The organism is Virgibacillus oceani (assembly GCF_041521345.1).
Lineage (GTDB): Bacteria > Bacillota > Bacilli > Bacillales > Amphibacillaceae > Virgibacillus_N > Virgibacillus_N oceani_A.
In genome coordinates, this window is record NZ_JBGOHB010000006.1 from 1 (window position 1) to 16,455 (window position 16,455).

14 protein-coding genes, 2 pseudogenes and 1 riboswitch are annotated in these 16,455 nt (G+C 37.3%); of the genes and pseudogenes, 7 read left to right on the forward strand and 9 right to left on the reverse strand.

Annotated elements, in window-relative coordinates; all coding sequences use genetic code 11:
• Positions 1 to 192: 192 nt before the first annotated feature.
• On the forward strand, positions 193 to 3,681 hold the full coding sequence (locus ACDX78_RS06005; protein WP_486026164.1) for a hypothetical protein: 3,489 nt from the start codon (positions 193 to 195) through the stop codon (positions 3,679 to 3,681).
• 35 nt (positions 3,682 to 3,716) lie between these two features.
• On the opposite strand, the gene ACDX78_RS06010 is transcribed toward ACDX78_RS06005, so the two are convergent.
• Positions 3,717 to 4,274 carry a cysteine hydrolase family protein gene (locus tag ACDX78_RS06010; RefSeq protein WP_486026166.1) on the reverse strand — a complete coding sequence of 186 codons (558 nt, stop codon included), beginning with the start codon at positions 4,272 to 4,274 and terminating at the stop codon, positions 3,717 to 3,719.
• 354 nt (positions 4,275 to 4,628) lie between these two features.
• Here ACDX78_RS06010 and ACDX78_RS06015 point away from each other — a divergent pair, with 354 nt between their 5' ends.
• Complete coding sequence (locus ACDX78_RS06015) at positions 4,629 to 4,826, forward strand: hypothetical protein (protein ID WP_486026167.1); 198 nt, start codon at positions 4,629 to 4,631, stop codon at positions 4,824 to 4,826.
• Positions 4,827 to 5,530: 704 nt separating this feature from the next.
• Here the strand turns inward: ACDX78_RS06015 and ACDX78_RS06020 are convergent.
• On the reverse strand, positions 5,531 to 6,373 hold the full coding sequence (locus ACDX78_RS06020; RefSeq protein ID WP_486026169.1) for an aldo/keto reductase: 843 nt from the start codon (positions 6,371 to 6,373) through the stop codon (positions 5,531 to 5,533).
• A gap of 130 nt (positions 6,374 to 6,503) precedes the next feature.
• Between ACDX78_RS06020 and ACDX78_RS06025 the strand changes: the two genes are divergently transcribed.
• The 4 genes and pseudogenes from ACDX78_RS06025 (at position 6,504) to ACDX78_RS06040 (ending at position 8,177) form a co-directional block, all read left to right on the forward strand.
• Positions 6,504 to 7,064: a DinB family protein gene (locus ACDX78_RS06025; protein WP_486026171.1), complete on the forward strand. Its 561-nt coding sequence runs from the start codon at positions 6,504 to 6,506 to the stop codon at positions 7,062 to 7,064.
• 305 nt (positions 7,065 to 7,369) lie between these two features.
• A pseudogene (locus ACDX78_RS06030) lies at positions 7,370 to 7,684 on the forward strand (MarR family winged helix-turn-helix transcriptional regulator); the annotation flags it as partial.
• Between the two features lie 12 nt (positions 7,685 to 7,696).
• On the forward strand, positions 7,697 to 7,954 hold the full coding sequence (locus tag ACDX78_RS06035; RefSeq protein WP_486026172.1) for an MFS transporter: 258 nt from the start codon (positions 7,697 to 7,699) through the stop codon (positions 7,952 to 7,954).
• 100 nt (positions 7,955 to 8,054) lie between these two features.
• A complete protein-coding gene (locus ACDX78_RS06040; protein WP_486026174.1) occupies positions 8,055 to 8,177 on the forward strand; it encodes a hypothetical protein in 123 nt (40 codons plus the stop codon).
• A gap of 185 nt (positions 8,178 to 8,362) precedes the next feature.
• On the opposite strand, the gene ACDX78_RS06045 is transcribed toward ACDX78_RS06040, so the two are convergent.
• The 7 genes and pseudogenes from ACDX78_RS06045 to thiM form a co-directional block, all read right to left on the reverse strand.
• Complete coding sequence (locus tag ACDX78_RS06045) at positions 8,363 to 8,728, reverse strand: DoxX family protein (RefSeq protein ID WP_486026175.1); 366 nt, start codon at positions 8,726 to 8,728, stop codon at positions 8,363 to 8,365.
• Between the two features lie 54 nt (positions 8,729 to 8,782).
• Positions 8,783 to 9,460, reverse strand: a complete 678-nt coding sequence (locus ACDX78_RS06050) for an ABC transporter permease (RefSeq protein WP_486026177.1) — start codon at positions 9,458 to 9,460, stop codon at positions 8,783 to 8,785.
• Positions 9,453 to 10,376, reverse strand: coding sequence for an ATP-binding cassette domain-containing protein (locus ACDX78_RS06055; protein WP_486026178.1), 924 nt, complete (start codon positions 10,374 to 10,376; stop codon positions 9,453 to 9,455). Before ACDX78_RS06055 ends, ACDX78_RS06050 begins: the two co-directional genes overlap by 8 nt.
• Positions 10,377 to 10,520: 144 nt before the next feature.
• Positions 10,521 to 11,456, reverse strand: coding sequence for a sensor histidine kinase (locus tag ACDX78_RS06060; protein ID WP_486026180.1), 936 nt, complete (start codon positions 11,454 to 11,456; stop codon positions 10,521 to 10,523).
• 3 nt (positions 11,457 to 11,459) lie between these two features.
• Positions 11,460 to 12,155, reverse strand: coding sequence for a response regulator transcription factor (locus ACDX78_RS06065; RefSeq protein WP_486026181.1), 696 nt, complete (start codon positions 12,153 to 12,155; stop codon positions 11,460 to 11,462).
• Between the two features lie 793 nt (positions 12,156 to 12,948).
• Positions 12,949 to 13,457: pseudogene (locus tag ACDX78_RS06070) on the reverse strand (cysteine hydrolase family protein).
• Positions 13,429 to 14,208, reverse strand: a complete 780-nt coding sequence (gene thiM, locus ACDX78_RS06075; protein WP_486026183.1) for a hydroxyethylthiazole kinase — start codon at positions 14,206 to 14,208, stop codon at positions 13,429 to 13,431. The pseudogene ACDX78_RS06070 and the gene thiM overlap by 29 nt, the downstream one beginning before the upstream one ends.
• Positions 14,209 to 14,330: 122 nt before the next feature.
• Positions 14,331 to 14,433: riboswitch (TPP riboswitch) on the reverse strand.
• Positions 14,434 to 14,667: 234 nt separating this feature from the next.
• Between thiM and ACDX78_RS06080 the strand changes: the two genes are divergently transcribed.
• Positions 14,668 to 16,194 (forward strand): SAP domain-containing protein, encoded by a 1,527-nt coding sequence (locus tag ACDX78_RS06080; protein ID WP_486026185.1) that lies wholly within the window; start codon positions 14,668 to 14,670, stop codon positions 16,192 to 16,194.
• Positions 16,195 to 16,455: the final 261 nt, after the last annotated feature.

Consider the following 16,455-nt stretch of genomic DNA (forward strand, 5'->3'; position numbering starts at 1 on the left):
ATGAATACTTCTATTTCGTTTAGAAATTCATTTTCATGGTAGTTGGTGGCGATGCGTAGCATAGCCATGGTTGTTTCAGTGGGGGATGAAAAGAAAACCCCCACTGAATGAAGTTTCACTTTATAATTTTCCGATTTCAAAATACTGTGCTGACGCTTTAAAAGTAGTTTCATAGGAAAAGAGGTGTTTTAATTGAAAGAGTGGGTGACTGATCAGGAGAAAAAGGAATTGGTGGAGGAGGAGCTGGATAAGCTAAAAAAAGGGAACTATATTTCATATGAGACTTATAATAAAGTGCTCCATGGTTATCATCGTTATTATGAAGATTCCCATCCCTCTGAGGAAGAGCCACCGCAGGAAAAACAGTATAATGGCAAACCGGAAGATGATTCACTATCTGCTTTTCAAACACAACATGTTGATGGCATAGTTCATGAAAAAGAGAATCAACCTGATAAAAAGGCTGCCCCTCCAGTAAAACAGCCCAAGAGACTCTCAGCCCAAGAAATCCGCGAACGGAATATTACTTGGTCTTTAGCGATTGGGGTTATATTACTTTTAATAGGCGGAACCGTGCTGGCCACAAGTACTTGGGATGTGTTGTCACACTGGATGAAAACTGGAATGATTGCTCTTGTTGCCGTTTTGTTTTTTGGGCTGGCCGTATTTACGGATCGCATGCTGAATATCACCAAAACAGCATTTGCTTTTCATGTGCTGGGAAGTTTGTTTTTGCCTATTGTATACATATCTATCGGATTTTATGAACATTTAAGGCCTTACTTATCCATTTCCGGAGAAGGGCGCTTTCTATACGGTGCCTTAGGAAGTCTGTTTCTTTTTCCTGTTTATTTATTTTTGGCTGCCAAACTAAAGACAAGACTGTTTGTATGGTTTTCTAATATCACGCTAACCTTGTTTGCTGGTTTTTTAATCGCGTGGTTTCACTTGCCGGTAGACGGTTTTTACTTAGGGATTATGCTGTTTAATAGTTTGCTTATTGTTGGTAATTATTTTCTCCGTAATAAGAATAAATGGAAATTGTTTACTAATGAATTTGTAGTTTACATGCAGGGAAATCTGATTTTTTCTACCATGCTAATGCTTGTTTTTTACAGCAGTGAAGTATTTCATGGATTGAATTTGATCCTGACTGCCGCTATTTATTTTGCGATGATTTATGCAACAAACCGCAGGGAATACAACTTTGTTTTCACTGCCATGCTGGTTTATGGTGCTTTTCAGGTTATTGAATTTTCGGCACTGCATAGTATTGGCCCTGTAGCGTACGCTTTGCTTGGTTTTTTCTTTGTGGCACTGCCGAAGCTAATTGAGGATAAGCATGGTTTGGCAAGGGTATTTCGGTATACAAGTGCTGTGATATCCGGACTGGCATTTATTTATATTACTGTACAGGGGATGGTCGTTCGAATGGAGGATCCGTCCGTCATCCTGGTTATCGCTTACATGCTGATCGCAGGTAATTTTGTTTATTTATCCAATCTGTCTAAAGAGAAACGGATGTTCTTTTCTTATTTGAGTTCTGTCTTTTTAATGACCGCTTTATTTGAGGCGGTGAGGATAGGGGGGGCTTTTATACCATATGAATCTTTAATTCTCCCTATGTTTTTTGCCGGTTTTGCTTTTTATATCGTATTTGGAAGTATCACCACTATCTCTTTCTTAAGGGGAATAAAAACGAGTGCACGGGATATTGCCGTGGTTGTGATGGTGCTTTGCCTGTTTCTGCGTCTGGCAGCTATTGATTATGGGCAGGCGGGAGTCATGTTTGTCATCGTCAGCATCTTTGCTCTTGTTATGGAACGATTTGAGTCGAGAAACTTTGTGAAAAAGACTGATTTTACTACTTGGCTGCAGCCTCTTTCACTTGGAATTGCCATTATCTTTTTATATGCAGCCAGTCAAAATGTAACACTGGGAGAATTTGGCCCTTTTCAACCGTTGGCACTTGTATTGGCGAGTATCATTCTTCTAATCCTGACAATGATCTGGCATTATGTAAAAAGGGAAAAATACAAAAATCATACTTTTTACGTGTCACAGGGATTTTATTTTACAGGTATGCTGTTAACGATGCATTTCGCTTATTTTGATTTTGATCCGACTTTGCGTGCAGTTATCGTATTTGGCGGAATAGTCATGGCTTGTCTTTTGTACAGGAAAATTAAATCTGCGGCACTACCTTATGTCATTAGCAGTTTATCTTTGATGTTTTATCTTACAGCCTTGTATGCCCTTCACATGGAAGAGTTGATGATCAGTTCACAATTAGTAGATTCACTTCAGTTTCCATTTGGGGCTTTTCTGTTATTTGCTGCGGGGCTGGTATTAAGGAAATATGATCTAAAATTAACAAATGCTTTCTGTTGGATAGGGCATGTTTATTATCCATTTGCCTTTTTAATTTCTTTATTATTTGACGAAATAGCTGTTTGGTCAGCAGCATTGGCAATCATCGTTTATGGCTTAAGTGTTCTCTATGCAAAGAAAGAATGGAAAATGAAAGTATTCCTATATGCAGGATTTACTTCATTGTGGATTCTAATCATCTACGTGATGATGAATTTGAATTTGGATGGACATTTGAAATACGCTTTGCTGATTACAAGCATTATCTTAACAGCAGGGTGGTATATAGGGGATCAGGTTTGGAAAAATAGAATGATATTTTATATACTTCCATTTTCTTTTATCGGGGCATACATCTTTACTTTTTCGCAGCCATTTGATTTGATAATATTTATTGTCAGTCTTTTATACTTAGGGTTGATCCTTGCGCTGCTGCATGTGAAGAAGTGGGATATTTTAAATGTCCTGCCAATCATACTGGTATTTACAGCGTTTATGAAAATCGCTGATTATTTTCCGGGGACAGCGTACTTGTTATTTACTTTTCTTGCTGTATTTTTCATTAGTGCCGGCAAACTGGTGTATGCTCAGGTGTATAAAGAGAATAAGAATAGTCTTCCTCAGCTTGACTGGTATACGATTGCAGGGTTTGTTGCGATTGGGTTGATGTATATTCACGCTGACTGGGTGTTTTGGGAAAAAATGCTTCCGGGAATTCTCACAGCGCTGGCATTATATTTACAGAAGAATCGTCTCTCTTTAATAGAAGGAAAATGGGTTGCAGTAATTGCGATTGGGTATTTACTCGAGCCGTATTATGCCATGCTCCGTTTTATTGAACTGCCTGATTTGCTGGAGCGCGAATTTCAAGTACTGCCGTGGATCGCAATGACAATCTTTATAAAAAGAGTAGCAGGGGAAGAACAACGGAAAAATATGAATTATATGCAGTGGGCAGTACTGGTAATTGTGGCACTGCTTCTCGTACAGGATGGTTTGGCAAGCAACACGGTGTATGATGCTATCATTGTAGGAACACTGTCGCTTGCATCCATGATCGGCGGTATGTACGCAAGACAAAAATCATTCTTTTTTGTCGGCGTTGGAGTGTTACTATTGAATCTCTTCCTGCAGACAAGACCATTCTGGGGTGCCATGCCATGGTGGGCTTACCTGCTCATTGCCGGTTCCATTTTAATTGCAGTCGCCAGTTATAATGAATGGCATAAACAGAAAACAACGAAAGGAAAAGAGACACTCATCACTAAATTTAACAAAAAAATAGTGCGAAAAATAAAGAAATGGGACTGAGGGCAGTTCACCCTTAGTCCTATCAGTAACGAATACTACCTATAGGAATCATGACTTGGGTGGAACAAGTCTTCCTCTGCATTTCTTACAATGGAAAAGTGTTCCACATTGTAATGACCATGAAGCGTTTCATTATGATGCTTAATGATTTGTTCTGTACTTAAAGCACCGCTGTCCGTTGTTGAATGCCCATCACTTGCTAATGTGACATCAAAACCACTGATAGTAGCGGTTCTGACTGCACTGTCAATACAATGCTGGGTTTCACACCCCATGATAACAACATGCTCAATCCGTTGAGATTTTAAATGGTTTAGTAGTCCTGTTCCATGAAAAGAATTTGTTGCAGTTTTATCAAAAATCACGGCACCCGCAGGCACATTAATTTCTTCATGAATCTGAAATCCTTTACCTTTCCCTTTAGCAACATCCAAATCCCTTATAAAGACAATTGGAACACTGGATTTACCCGCTTTTTCAATCACTAAATTGATATTCCGAATAAGCTGATCTTTATTAAAAACAGCACTTTCTTCCTGATTCCCTTCTATTAACTCTTGCTGAGCATCAATAATTAACAATGTTTGGTTCAAATGATTTTCCCCTTTCAAATGTGGGGAAACGCTATATTTAGTTATTTAGACGTATTCCCCTTAGTGCTTATTACGCCAATACTTATATTGTTAGTCATAATATCTACCTCCGAAATAAAATATTACCTGCAAAATTGAAAGTTATGAGGCAATTAAATTTTAGCACAATTTGCATGAGAATGGTACTTTAATTTAGGGATTTGCGTTCAGTAGCTAATGGGATAGAGGGGAAAGGTTCCTTGTCCTAATGGTAAGGGACAAAGGAAGACAGGTTCCTCGTCCCAGTCATCCTGGGACAATTCGCCTGTCCCCTTGTCAATCCGAGCACTTGTATGATAACAGGACGTGATTCGTGTGCGATTGGATATGAGTCAACTCATGAATGAATTTATACCTATTTTGATGAAAATGAATGTAAGCTTCTTCCAATATCCATGGGATCTTTTTGTTTCATATAGGCTCTATTTGCTGAAGAAGGTCATTACTGCCAATAGAAATTGTGATGAAACTGGCGGCTGCAATATCATGTCTGACGAGAGGGTTGGAGAGTAACTGTAAGAAATTACTTGTTGTAATTTTCGTCCGTGAATGGATATGAAGCTGTATCGGAGTGTGATAAAGGTGTTCGAGAATTTGTGCATATCCACTGCTGAAAGCGGAGCCCGCCCCAGCTGATAATGAATCCCCAAGTGGGGTGTAAGTTAACGGCATAAAATGCATTCCGTTTATAAATAGTCTTATAGTATATGAAAAGATCTTGGGTAGAGTGCTATAGAAATACACTATGGGTGTGATATAAGAAAGGATCGGACGGGCATCCAGAATGAAAACTAAAAACAAGAGTGAACTTACCCTAACGCGTTCCGCTACCTATCGCTTCAATCATCACTCTCCTCCTTTTACTCTACAATCTGGTACGAATGTTTAAGGCAATTCATCACACACTCCACATTTATTTTGCCGTAAATATCGGAATAAACTGTAAAGTCAAGTAAACAAATAATCTTTTGACGATTTCTTCTATCAAAAATGAACAACAAATTAATACTAATTTGTAAATGGAAATACGAGGTAACAACAGCTATTGTACCCCTGCAATTGGGGTTACATTTTGCCATACAGATTTACTTCGATTTTCACATAAAATCCCTTTATGAAAAATGACTATCAAATTAACCTTCTTTTGATAGTCATTTTTGCTTACATTTTTAATGTTTGCGATTGGTAACGGAATCGGTTAAGCTTACCCACTCCTTTTAGAATTCTTCATAAACAGCTGGATCTTGATCATTGATTCTTCCATCTTCACGCGAAAGACTGTTCAGAGATTTCATATCGTCCTCCGGTAAAGAAAAATCAAATATAGATATATTCTCCGACTGACGAACAGGGGAAGCTGATTTAGGAATTGCCACATTTCCGAGTTGATAATGCCAGCGTAAAATAACCTGTGAAGCGGTTTTATTGTGCTTCTCTGCGATGTTTTTGATCGTTTCATTTTGGAAAACTTCATTTGCGCGGAATAATGGAGTCCACGCTTCGGTTACAACACCATGTTCTTTATGCCATTTCCGCTGCTCTTCCTGGTTGAAAAATGGATGCAGTTCAACCTGATTAATGACCGGCATTACACCAGTTTCCCTTTCCAGACGCTCGAGATGTTCGGGCAGAAAATTACATACTCCAATGGAGTGGATGAGCCCCCACTTTCTGGCATCAATCAATGCCTGCCATGCTTCCACGTATTGATCTTGATTCGGGTTCGGCCAATGAATCAAGTAAAGGTCATAATAATCAAGGTTGGCACGATAAAGTGATTCCTGAATTGTGGTAACAGCATCATCATATGCCTGATACCGGCCAGGAAGCTTGGAGGTAATTTGTAAATCTTCTCTTCGAACTGCAGATCTTCTGACTCCTTCGCCGACTGTTCCTTCGTTTTCATAGTTGAATGCAGAGTCAATTAATCGGTATCCATTATTGATGGCATTCGCGATAGCTGCAGAACCGGCATTTCCTTTAAGCTTATAGGTTCCGATTCCAATGGATGGAATTCGATTTCCGTCGTGCAGCATGATTTCAGGGATTTGCTGTGTCAATGGTATCATTCCTTTTGTAATTTGATATAGATATACTATAACAAAATAATATATTTTAGGCTTATTTATAGCTTGCACCAGAACTATAACTGTAAAATAAAAATTAACAAAAAAATAAGGGGGTGTTCCCTTGAAAAGCGATAAAATGAGAATTTATTTCGATCAGCTAAAGATCCAGCGGGAGTCATTTTATAATAAAACGTATCTGAATTTTGACGAAGGTTGGATCAGACCATTACCTGACAAATGGTCGATCGGTGAAACGCTGTATCATCTGGTGTTAATGACCAAGTTTTTTAGGAGATTATCGAACTTTTACATTCCGATTATGCTGCCCGTGGCATATGCAAGAAAAAAAAAGCCATACGCAACAGAAACTTATAATATTTACGCAGAATATCATCAGAAGAAAAGAAGAGCAATGAAGGCACCGTCAGTAATCAATCCGCCTGCCGGATTAGAAAGAAAATGGAACATAACTGAAGTACAATGGTTTCTGGAGTATGAGACGCAAAAACTCTATTCATTGTTAAAATTTATAGACGAGGATGTGGCAGGAAATATCAACTATCCGGATCCCATTGCACACAATCCTAATCTGATACAAAGCATACATCTGCTCGCCATACATGAGCATCATCATTTTGATTTGACAAGGAAATATTATTTGGAAAAGAAGGAAGTTAATTAACTCCATCGAAATAACAGGTTATGAAAGCTATGAAAGCTGTGGCTCTAATTTTGGAATCACGTTTTTTTGCCGGAAATATCGACAAAATCCGGGGAGTGACAAATGCTTTTCGGTGGGGCGAGCATACAGCGCAGTCCTAGGCACCATATTGACAATTTCTTCAAAATGAAATAAATAGTTAACTAGGTAACTACATTTGGGAGGGGATTTTTTGCTACATTTTTTTTTAACAAAATCAGCAGTTTACAAGGTCTTTTACGAAGCGGTTAAATGAACGTTTAGCCGCGGTTGACTTATATCATTCTCAATGGCTCATTATTTACTATTTAACTCAATTCAAAACTTCTACGCTGGTGGAAATCAGTAATTATTTAGATGTGGAAAAACCGACGATAACTCGTACCGTAAATCGCCTGAAAGAGAGAAAACTGATTGAAAATTTTCCTAGCAAGGACAAGCAGGAGCGACGAATAGATCTCACTCCAAAGGGTGTGGAAGTAAGTGAGCAAGCATTAAGTATAGTAGACAACTTTGAAAATAAGCTCTTGGAAGGAATTCCGGAAGCTGACCTGGAGACAGCAATTCAGACTATCCAGTGCTTCAAGAGCAAATTAAAATAAGGAGGAAAATGGTTGGGGCGAAAAACTGTATCATGGACCAAGGATTTTATCTTGGTTTCTGTATCAAACTTTTTATTATTTATATCATTTTACATGTTAATGGTGGTTATGGCTGTATACTCGGTTGAAAACTTTCATGCTTCTGAAAGTGAAGCGGGGTTTGCTGCAAGTATATTTGTGCTTGGGGCAGTGCTGGTAAGGCCGATTGCGGGAAAAATCATCAACGCAGTAGGCAAGAAAAAACTATTGGTGATGGGTCTGCTGACATAAACATTTCTCTTAATTAAAAATGACGTCAACTAGCATTAAAAATTTGACATCGTTTTGATGTACTCCAAACCGTTGTACCTGCAGGCTGCCTGCTTCTGATATGATTAAAAATACTAGAAGAAAGCAATTAGAAAAACAACTTGATAGTTTAACAGATAATGACTTTATTATCATGGAAAGTGTTGTTGATGGGATCATCAAATCTAAGATAGTGGAGGAATAGTCATCCTACGTATTTCTTTAGCTTAAACACGGCTATTACAAAGGATAAGGAATTTAAAATCCCCAACATAATTAAAACAGATAATGCATTAAGCCATTCATATTTTCTTGAATTACAATATTTGTAGAGCGGATAACCAATAATATAAAAGAAAAATGTTACATAATATATGCAATTTTCACTTATTATGAAAGAATACCCTGTAATTCAGAAAAACGAAGCATGCTCAATGTAAAGGAAACGACCAAAAACATAAAGGCTGATGCTGATTCTCTAAACGGATCCTTTACTCTAATATGAGCGAGCATCGCAACCAGCATGGTAACGGCAAACCATAATCCTGCTATAACAACAACCCACGGTAACCAAAAGCCAATGATCAATCCCACGACACCAACTAACTGTACCCAGCCTGTTACGACCCGAAACCACTGGGGAAGCCTAAGATTCTTAAACATGTCAACCTGCCGCCGATCACCCATTATTTTCTGTATGCCGGCAACTGAAAATGATACACTGAGAATACCTTGCAGCATAAATGAGATAATCAAATCAATCCCTCCATTCCCTTACAATTTTTAAAATATCAAATGAAGCTCAGCAGATTATATCTCCCCAATACTCTCCGCTTTACTAATAGATAGAAAGATACTGAGACTCGCCATCAGGCACATCACCACTAGAACCAGATTAAAATTAAGGTTCACCATTGGTGAGAGCCATGATGATTGCATGGCAACCATCGCACAAATGACAGTTGGGACTGTTGCTCTTTTCCAAATCCCTAAATAAAAAAGCGGGATAAAACTAATCACGGTAATAATCAATGAACGAAAAATCATCTGACTAAAAAAAGTGATGATATCTGAACGCGTCGGATCACCATTAATGATTGGTTGTACTTGATCAAAGACATACGTGACAATACCCGTTAACAAATAAGAAGCCATCGTCAGTAGAAACACAAACGTCGCAATAAATAGTATTTTCGCCGTAAACAGCTTTTGTTTGCTGAACGGATACCTAAAGGATAGAGAGATTGTTTTGTTTTTATATTCATCAATAAAAACCTGATTGATCAATGATGCTCCAAATAAAATAAACCCCATTTGAATGTATAAGTTCAGCTCAATAACTGCAGCATAGCTCTGGCCAAATTCAGGACTAACAGCTTCTATAAAAAATACGGGCATAAACATTAAAATGAGTGGATAGATGATCACTTCACCTATAACTTGTTTTTGTTTTAGCTTTTTCCATTCTAATTGCATTAATTTAATCATCCAGATCACCTCCATTGATTTGTTGATAAAAATAGTCTTCCAGTGAGTTGGAGTGCTTCCGTATCTCTTCAATATCAATATCATGAAGAATAAGCGTTTTGGAAATGGCACTTTGGGTATGCGACATATCATAAATGCGAATTTTATGATCTTGAATGATTTTCATATTTGAGATGTGGAGGTCTTTTTCAAGTAAATACACGGCTTGCTTCACGTCTGTTACCACAAGTTCAATATAATCGGAACGCTCTTTCCGAATGTCTTCAAGTGTTATCTCGTTTAACAATTTTCCATCGTGAATCACACCGACTCTATCAACGATTTGCTCTAATTCTCCTAATATGTGACTTGATAGAATAAAGGTTATTTCATATTCCTTATTCAGCATCCGAATTAATTGCCGGATATCTTTAATCCCCATTGGGTCTAAACCATTTGTCGGCTCATCTAAAATAATCAGTTCCGGCTTAGTTATAATCGCCCTTGCAATCCCCAGCCGCTGTTTCATCCCCAATGAAAATTCTTTTACAATTTTGCCTTCAGTTTCTTCTAATTTTACCAATTGTAACGCTTGTTTCATTTCACGTTCATCATAAGTTCCCAAATACTCACCATGAAGTTTTAAGTTATCAAACGCAGTTAAATGCTCAAAAAATTCAGGGTACTCAATAATGCTCCCGACTCGGGCAAGTGCTGATTTAGTTTTTTCCGTAAGCTTCTCGTTAAATAACAACATTTCACCTTTTGATGGCATTGTCATCCCCGTTAACATTTTTAATATTGTTGTTTTACCTGCTCCGTTTTGTCCTAAAAAGCCATAAATTTCACCCTTTTTAATATGAATATTGATATCAGAAACAAGTTCCTTCCCTTTGACCTTTTTTGTCATGCTATTGGTTTGAATGATGTATTCCATGATTTAAAAACCCCTTTTGTATTGACTGTATTTATTCTAATAGTTAAAATTATCTTTTTCCTTTCTCATTCCTTACAAAATTCTTAAGTTTATCGCATACAAAAAAAGAGGCTGTTCCTAATAATGAACACCTCATCTGAAAATCTAATACGTCATTCGCTTAAAAACACACGTAAATACTGTTTTTTCATACGGCTTGCTGCTTAGTCGAATCTCACCTTTCATTGCTTCAGTTAAACGCTTAGTGATGCTTAAACCAAGACCACTTCCTTGAAAATCAGGATTTCTTGCATCATCCAGCGTGTACAACCTTTCAAACACGCGATCCAGATGGAATTCTGCAATCCCTTTACCTTGATCCCAAATATCTATGGCGATATTTTCGCCTTCTTCTCGGATGGTTAACCCGAATATGCCACCATCATTTCCATAGCGAACTGCGTTTGAAATTAAATTGTTCAAGATTCGATTTAACGCCTCCTCATTACCGAGAATGAAATAGTTCTGTTCCGGAATATCTACTTCGATTTGCAGACCTTTTGATTGGAATAAATGATAAAACTCTAAAACATTCTTACGACATATTTCGTTAATTGGTAATCGAGTGACCGGAAAATCAATATCACCAGACTCCAGTTTGACAAGATCAAAAAACTGCTTCACTAAACTGATCACACTGGATGTTTTTTCATGAAGGCGGTCTACGATCTCGCTCTGCTCTTCTTCTGACATTTTGTTATTCTGTTTTAACTTCTCGACGTATCCCAGAATAACCGTTAGGGGCGTTTTCAAATCGTGTGACATATTGGAAAGCATTTTTTTTAAACTTTCTTTTTTTCTGACATTATCGGCAACTACCTTTTGGTTATAGCTTAAAAGACGATTCACTTGAATAAGCATCTGCTGAACAGGCTGCTGACTTGTTTGGATAAACACTTTTTCGGCCGTTTTCTGTTCAATGATACGAGCTAAATGATCACTTAATTGATGTAGTTCACGCTTAATTATTCGTTTCGATAGATATTGCCACCCTATGATAGACAGCAAAACGATAATCACTGCAATTAGTAAAAAACTCATATGTTACTCTCCTAATTTATAACCAATTCCCCAGACCGTTCGTATATATTGTGGATTTGACGGATCTTTTTCAATCTTTTCACGCAGTCTTCGGATATGGACATTGATGGCATTCTCATTACCAAAGTAATCATCTTCCCAGATCAATTGGTATATTTGTTCTTTTGTAAAAACTCTGCTTTGATTTGTCATAAAAAGTTTTAATATATGAAATTCCTTCGATGTAAGCTGTATATTTTCTCCATTTACTTGTGCTGAAAAAGTATCTGGTTCCAGTGTAAGTGCTTTAAATTGAATCATGTCTGAAGAGGGGTTACCGGCTGCAGGCAGATACTGCGTTGCTCTTCGAATAGCAGCATGAACCCTCGCTGTTAATTCAATAACGGAAAATGGCTTACTTATATAATCATCTGCACCAAAACCGAGACCTAACGTTTTATCAACGTCACTCTCTTTTGCAGAAATAATAAGTACCGGAACAAAACTTGTCTCTCTGATTCTCTTCAAGAACTCCATGCCATTAATCTTGGGGAGCATTAAATCAAGCAAGACCAAATCAATTTGTTTATTTTCAAAAATCCGAAGTGCTTCTTCACCGTCAAAAGCAGTAAACACTATGAAGTTTTCCTGTTCTAAATGGCTTGTAACAAGATTATTTATTTCTTTGTCATCTTCCACTACCAATATCTTTTTTTGCATAATCAAGCGTCCATTCTTTTGGATTATATTCTTCCTGAAGTATTCATAGTTTCTCATCAAATCTCTTATTCACCAGTTGTAACAGCACTTTTGAGGCTTCAAGATAATCATCCAACAAGTGAAAGGAAAAACATGAAAAGAAAGCCCGTATTTGGTGATGTAATAAGTAACCAAACCAAAACATTTCAAGGGGACTGATTCTATGGCAAGTGTAAACGAAAAAAACATGAACTTCAACAGAGGAATAGTTATATTACAAAGAAGTATGGGAAAAGATCATATACTTTTATTGATATCAAGACCACTAAGAATGTCTTCTAATAAAATAGTACAGCACGAATAAGCTAAGAAGAATTTCCAATTCTAAAAAAGAGATATTGGGGACAACATTTATGAGCAAGAGGATATTTTTGTGCAACAGTTAGAACAGTAACAGCGGAAAGCATACGGAATGATATAGCAAACCAATTTACGAAAGAAAAGGACGAAATATTCAGGATAGAGGATGGAGTTTAGTCGAAATTAATTGTGTTTCAGCATAAGGACTTTAGTCGCTGGTATTTATATCTAAACCCACCTACTTTAGCAGGTGGGCATTTAAGATATCGTGTAATAACCTTATTTTACAGGATGTCATGATTTTAGCTATAATTCAAATATTGATAAAAAATAGAATATAGGTGCTGTGAGTTTCTAACATTGAACACATAAACTTACAACAAACATATTAGTCACTTTCATAAATCGAAATGCTACATATCTTACTCTACAATCATCCAGGTAGAATCTTTTTCTAATATGCATCTTGAGCCGTACTGTCTATACAGACATTGGTGTAGGCTCCCGTAATGACAATATGTTCAATTCCATTTCTCCGCAGAATCAATTCCAAGTCAGTGTGTAAAAAGCACTTTAACGATTTTTAACAACGATCTTTTCATTGGACTTGGGAGTGAAAGCATGATAAATCGCACCCCAACTCCCTGGTTCACAATAGGAAAGCTGACTCCCCTGATCCCTCCGGCCAACTCTTTCTTTCCCGGATGGTGATTCGGTCCAGTCACTATGCCTGGATATAGCATGAACAACCGGGATGTTATTTTGACGGGCAGCTTCCAGCAATTGCTTCATGTTTGCCAATTTATCCTGAAAAGCATGTACATTTTTTTCGCGTTTGCTTGCTGTACCAGCTGGATGACAAAAATCATTTTGCAAGATTGTAATCATTGATGAACTCCTTGAAAAATATTGTAGCGAAAAAGTAAACGGCACGCTATAACTCTTCAACACGTTTATGCGCATCCACTTTCTTTTGGTCCAGGAAATAGAGCTGATTAAGCAGTGCCGGAATAAATGAGCCGGGACCTCTCGCTGTTTCCATTGCCAATTCTGCAGTTATGCCATAAGCAGCAGTTACTCCTATGCAAGCCTCATACGGATCCTTTCCAACACTGACATAGGGACCAACAAGAGAAGTGAGCAGGCATCCGCTGGCAGTAATATTTTTCAGCATGGCATGCCCGTTGCTGCAAAGGGAAGTACGACTGCCATCTGTGATGACATCAGTTTTCCCTGTTGCAATCACGACTGTTTCATATTTTCTTGCTACAGCTTTTGCAATTTCTGGATCAATTTCTTCGATTGTGGAATCTGGACTTTTCATTTCCTCCAAGGCGTCTCCCAGTACAGCAATTTCGCCTGCGTTGGCACGGATTGCTGTGAATTTAACTTTTTCCAGTAATTCGTAAATAACCTCGGTACGAAATTCCGTACCACCAACTGCGATCGGATCGAGAATGACTGGTACATTTTTTTCATTAGCTGCTTTTCCGGCGATTAGCATCGCTTCCGCACGGTCTTCAGTTAATGTGCCAAGGTTCAATACTACCGCAGCAGCATTGTGTGCATTTTCCACCGCTTCTTTTGGTGTATTTGAATTAGCCGGTGATGCACCTATCGCGATCAGACCATTGGCGACAAAGTTCGTTGCCACTTCATTTGTGATGTTGTAGATGAGCGGGTTTTTCTCTCTGATTTCTGCAATATAGTCCATGGTTAAATTCTCCTTTTCTATTGATAATAGTTGAGTGAAACTAGTGAGCTCCGGGATGGAATTTATGAGATAAACGAAAAACCACCCCGAAAATGGAGTGGTTGTAATAGACAAATTTCGTATACATGCCATCTCCACTTTCCTACGCCAGCTTTAACTGGATCAGGTTCGAAGGGATTAAGATTGGGATCTTATCTCAGCCGTGTGGCACCCCTAGTGGATTTTGCTTATTCTATGATTGTAACTTGTATCTTAGTATTAAATTTTAATAAAGTAAAGTACTTTGGTTTTTAGATTTTCGAAAAAGGTGATAGTGAGTATGTTTCTCTTGAAAATATTCAATGTTTTTACAAAATTATGTGTATGTAAAGACAGTTCGTATGTAAATTTGGTACAATATAGAGAAAGAACATATAGATATAGTTATAATTTAAAATATATTAAATGGGGGAATGAGAAATGTACTTACAAGATATTTTGCCAAAGATGTCTAAGCTTTACCTGGGAAGAATAGTTGATAGTTTCCTTAAAGATGTGCACATGGACTCCGAAGAAGAAATGAGGGAGGTTATATTAAAAAATATTGATGAATTTCAAAACAGAGAACGTGTAAAGCGTTATTTAGATTTTAGAAATGAATCACGTGATGTGACACTGCTTAATGAAATGATACTGATGGCGTTGATGGAGAAGGGAGGGTATCTTTTAAGTGAATCTGAACTTTATAAAGAAGTGGAAGATATGGAAAGAGAAATATTGGAACAAGGTTCGGACGATAACTATATTAACCGGTTCATAGAAAAAGATGCAAAAAGAATCTACAGTTCGGTATTGGAAGAAGCATGGAAAAAAGATGAATCCCTTAATGCTCATGAGATTAATATTTTGACCGTTTTGCGAAATGAATTAGACCTTACCAAGAGAGAGCATTATCTACTGGAAAGCCGCATAGGAAGATTTCCGCAAAAGGGTAATAAACTGCATACTCACCATCAGATTGGGCGCTCGTTGATCAACCTGCAAATACGAGGTCTTATCCTTCGTTTTAGAGAAGACACATCATATTATATTATACCAACAGATATTGCCCGGGTTTTACGTTATGAAATGGGCGGAGAACTCAGAAATGAAGTTTATGCAACTTTATTAACGGACCTAAATGTTACTCAACTAAGAGAGATTTTAAATCATTTGGACTTTAATGTCAGTGGCGTAAAAGAAGTATTAGTGAATCGTATTATAGAATTCAATATTTTACCTTCAACAGCGTTAAAAGTATTTGGGTCGAAAGATTTATCGGATATTCTAAGAAATCTTGAAGGTACAAAAATAAGCGGCACCAAAAAAGAGAAAATCCAAAATATCATTGATTATTACGAAACGCTCTCAACTCTTATGTCCTCTGACCCCGCTGATGACAGAGCAAGATTATATGATTTTTACGAGTCTTTAGCTGCAAGAGACTACAAATCCCTTCGAATTAATAAAATTATTGATAAAGATGTCCAGGTAGATAATTATTTTGAAGATGCCACCCGATATTTATTTGAATTAAAATTAGGTGTAAATTTAATAGAAATGGAAGGTACAAGACATGCTGACGGGAAAGTTCAGTTTAGTTTATCAGAAGTAATGTTATGGGATAACAAGAGTACAGAGGCACCTTATACTTTTCCTGAAAAAGATTTTAAACAATTTTTAAGGTATATTCGATCAGATAAAATGAGAGTTACACTATTCTTAGTTGTAGTACATGATTATACAAAGGAGGCAATATCTCAAGCCCATAAATTGAAAGCCTTTTCAGAAGAGGATACAGATGTGGCATTGGTTAAGGCAGCCGATTTAGCATATGTAGCAGAAGAATGGAAAAAATTCTCTGACCAGAAAGAACCACAATTTAATCTACAGGTTTTTAATATGACTGGAGAGCTAACCAGGAATATGCTATTGAGTAGAATGGAATGGGCACTTAAGGGGAATTAGATGGTGTGTGATATGGAGAAACTTCGAAGGTGTACATATAACTGTTGTACACCTTTTTACACAACTTTCAATTTCTCATACCACTCTTCTCTTTAGACCAGGCCTAGACATCAATATCATCATTTGCAAATGGACTATAAAAATGTTCAATGAGCCTCAATAATGTAAACAACGCTTATATAATAACTACAGAACATACGAAATAGGTATGTTTTTTCGTTGTGAATTTGCTATATTCTCTTGTCCCTTATAAAATCAAGA

Coding starts and splice junctions, on each gene's coding strand:
- ACDX78_RS06040 (WP_486026174.1), top strand. CDS start 8,055: ATGATTAAAAATACTAGAAGAAAGCAATTAGAAAAACAACTTGATAGT.
- ACDX78_RS06050 (WP_486026177.1), bottom strand. CDS start 9,460: ATGATTAAATTAATGCAATTAGAATGGAAAAAGCTAAAACAAAAACAA.
- ACDX78_RS06055 (WP_486026178.1), bottom strand. CDS start 10,376: ATGGAATACATCATTCAAACCAATAGCATGACAAAAAAGGTCAAAGGG.
- ACDX78_RS06060 (WP_486026180.1), bottom strand. CDS start 11,456: ATGAGTTTTTTACTAATTGCAGTGATTATCGTTTTGCTGTCTATCATA.
- ACDX78_RS06065 (WP_486026181.1), bottom strand. CDS start 12,155: ATGCAAAAAAAGATATTGGTAGTGGAAGATGACAAAGAAATAAATAAT.
- thiM (WP_486026183.1), bottom strand. CDS start 14,208: ATGGACTATATTGCAGAAATCAGAGAGAAAAACCCGCTCATCTACAAC.
- ACDX78_RS06080 (WP_486026185.1), top strand. CDS start 14,668: ATGTACTTACAAGATATTTTGCCAAAGATGTCTAAGCTTTACCTGGGA.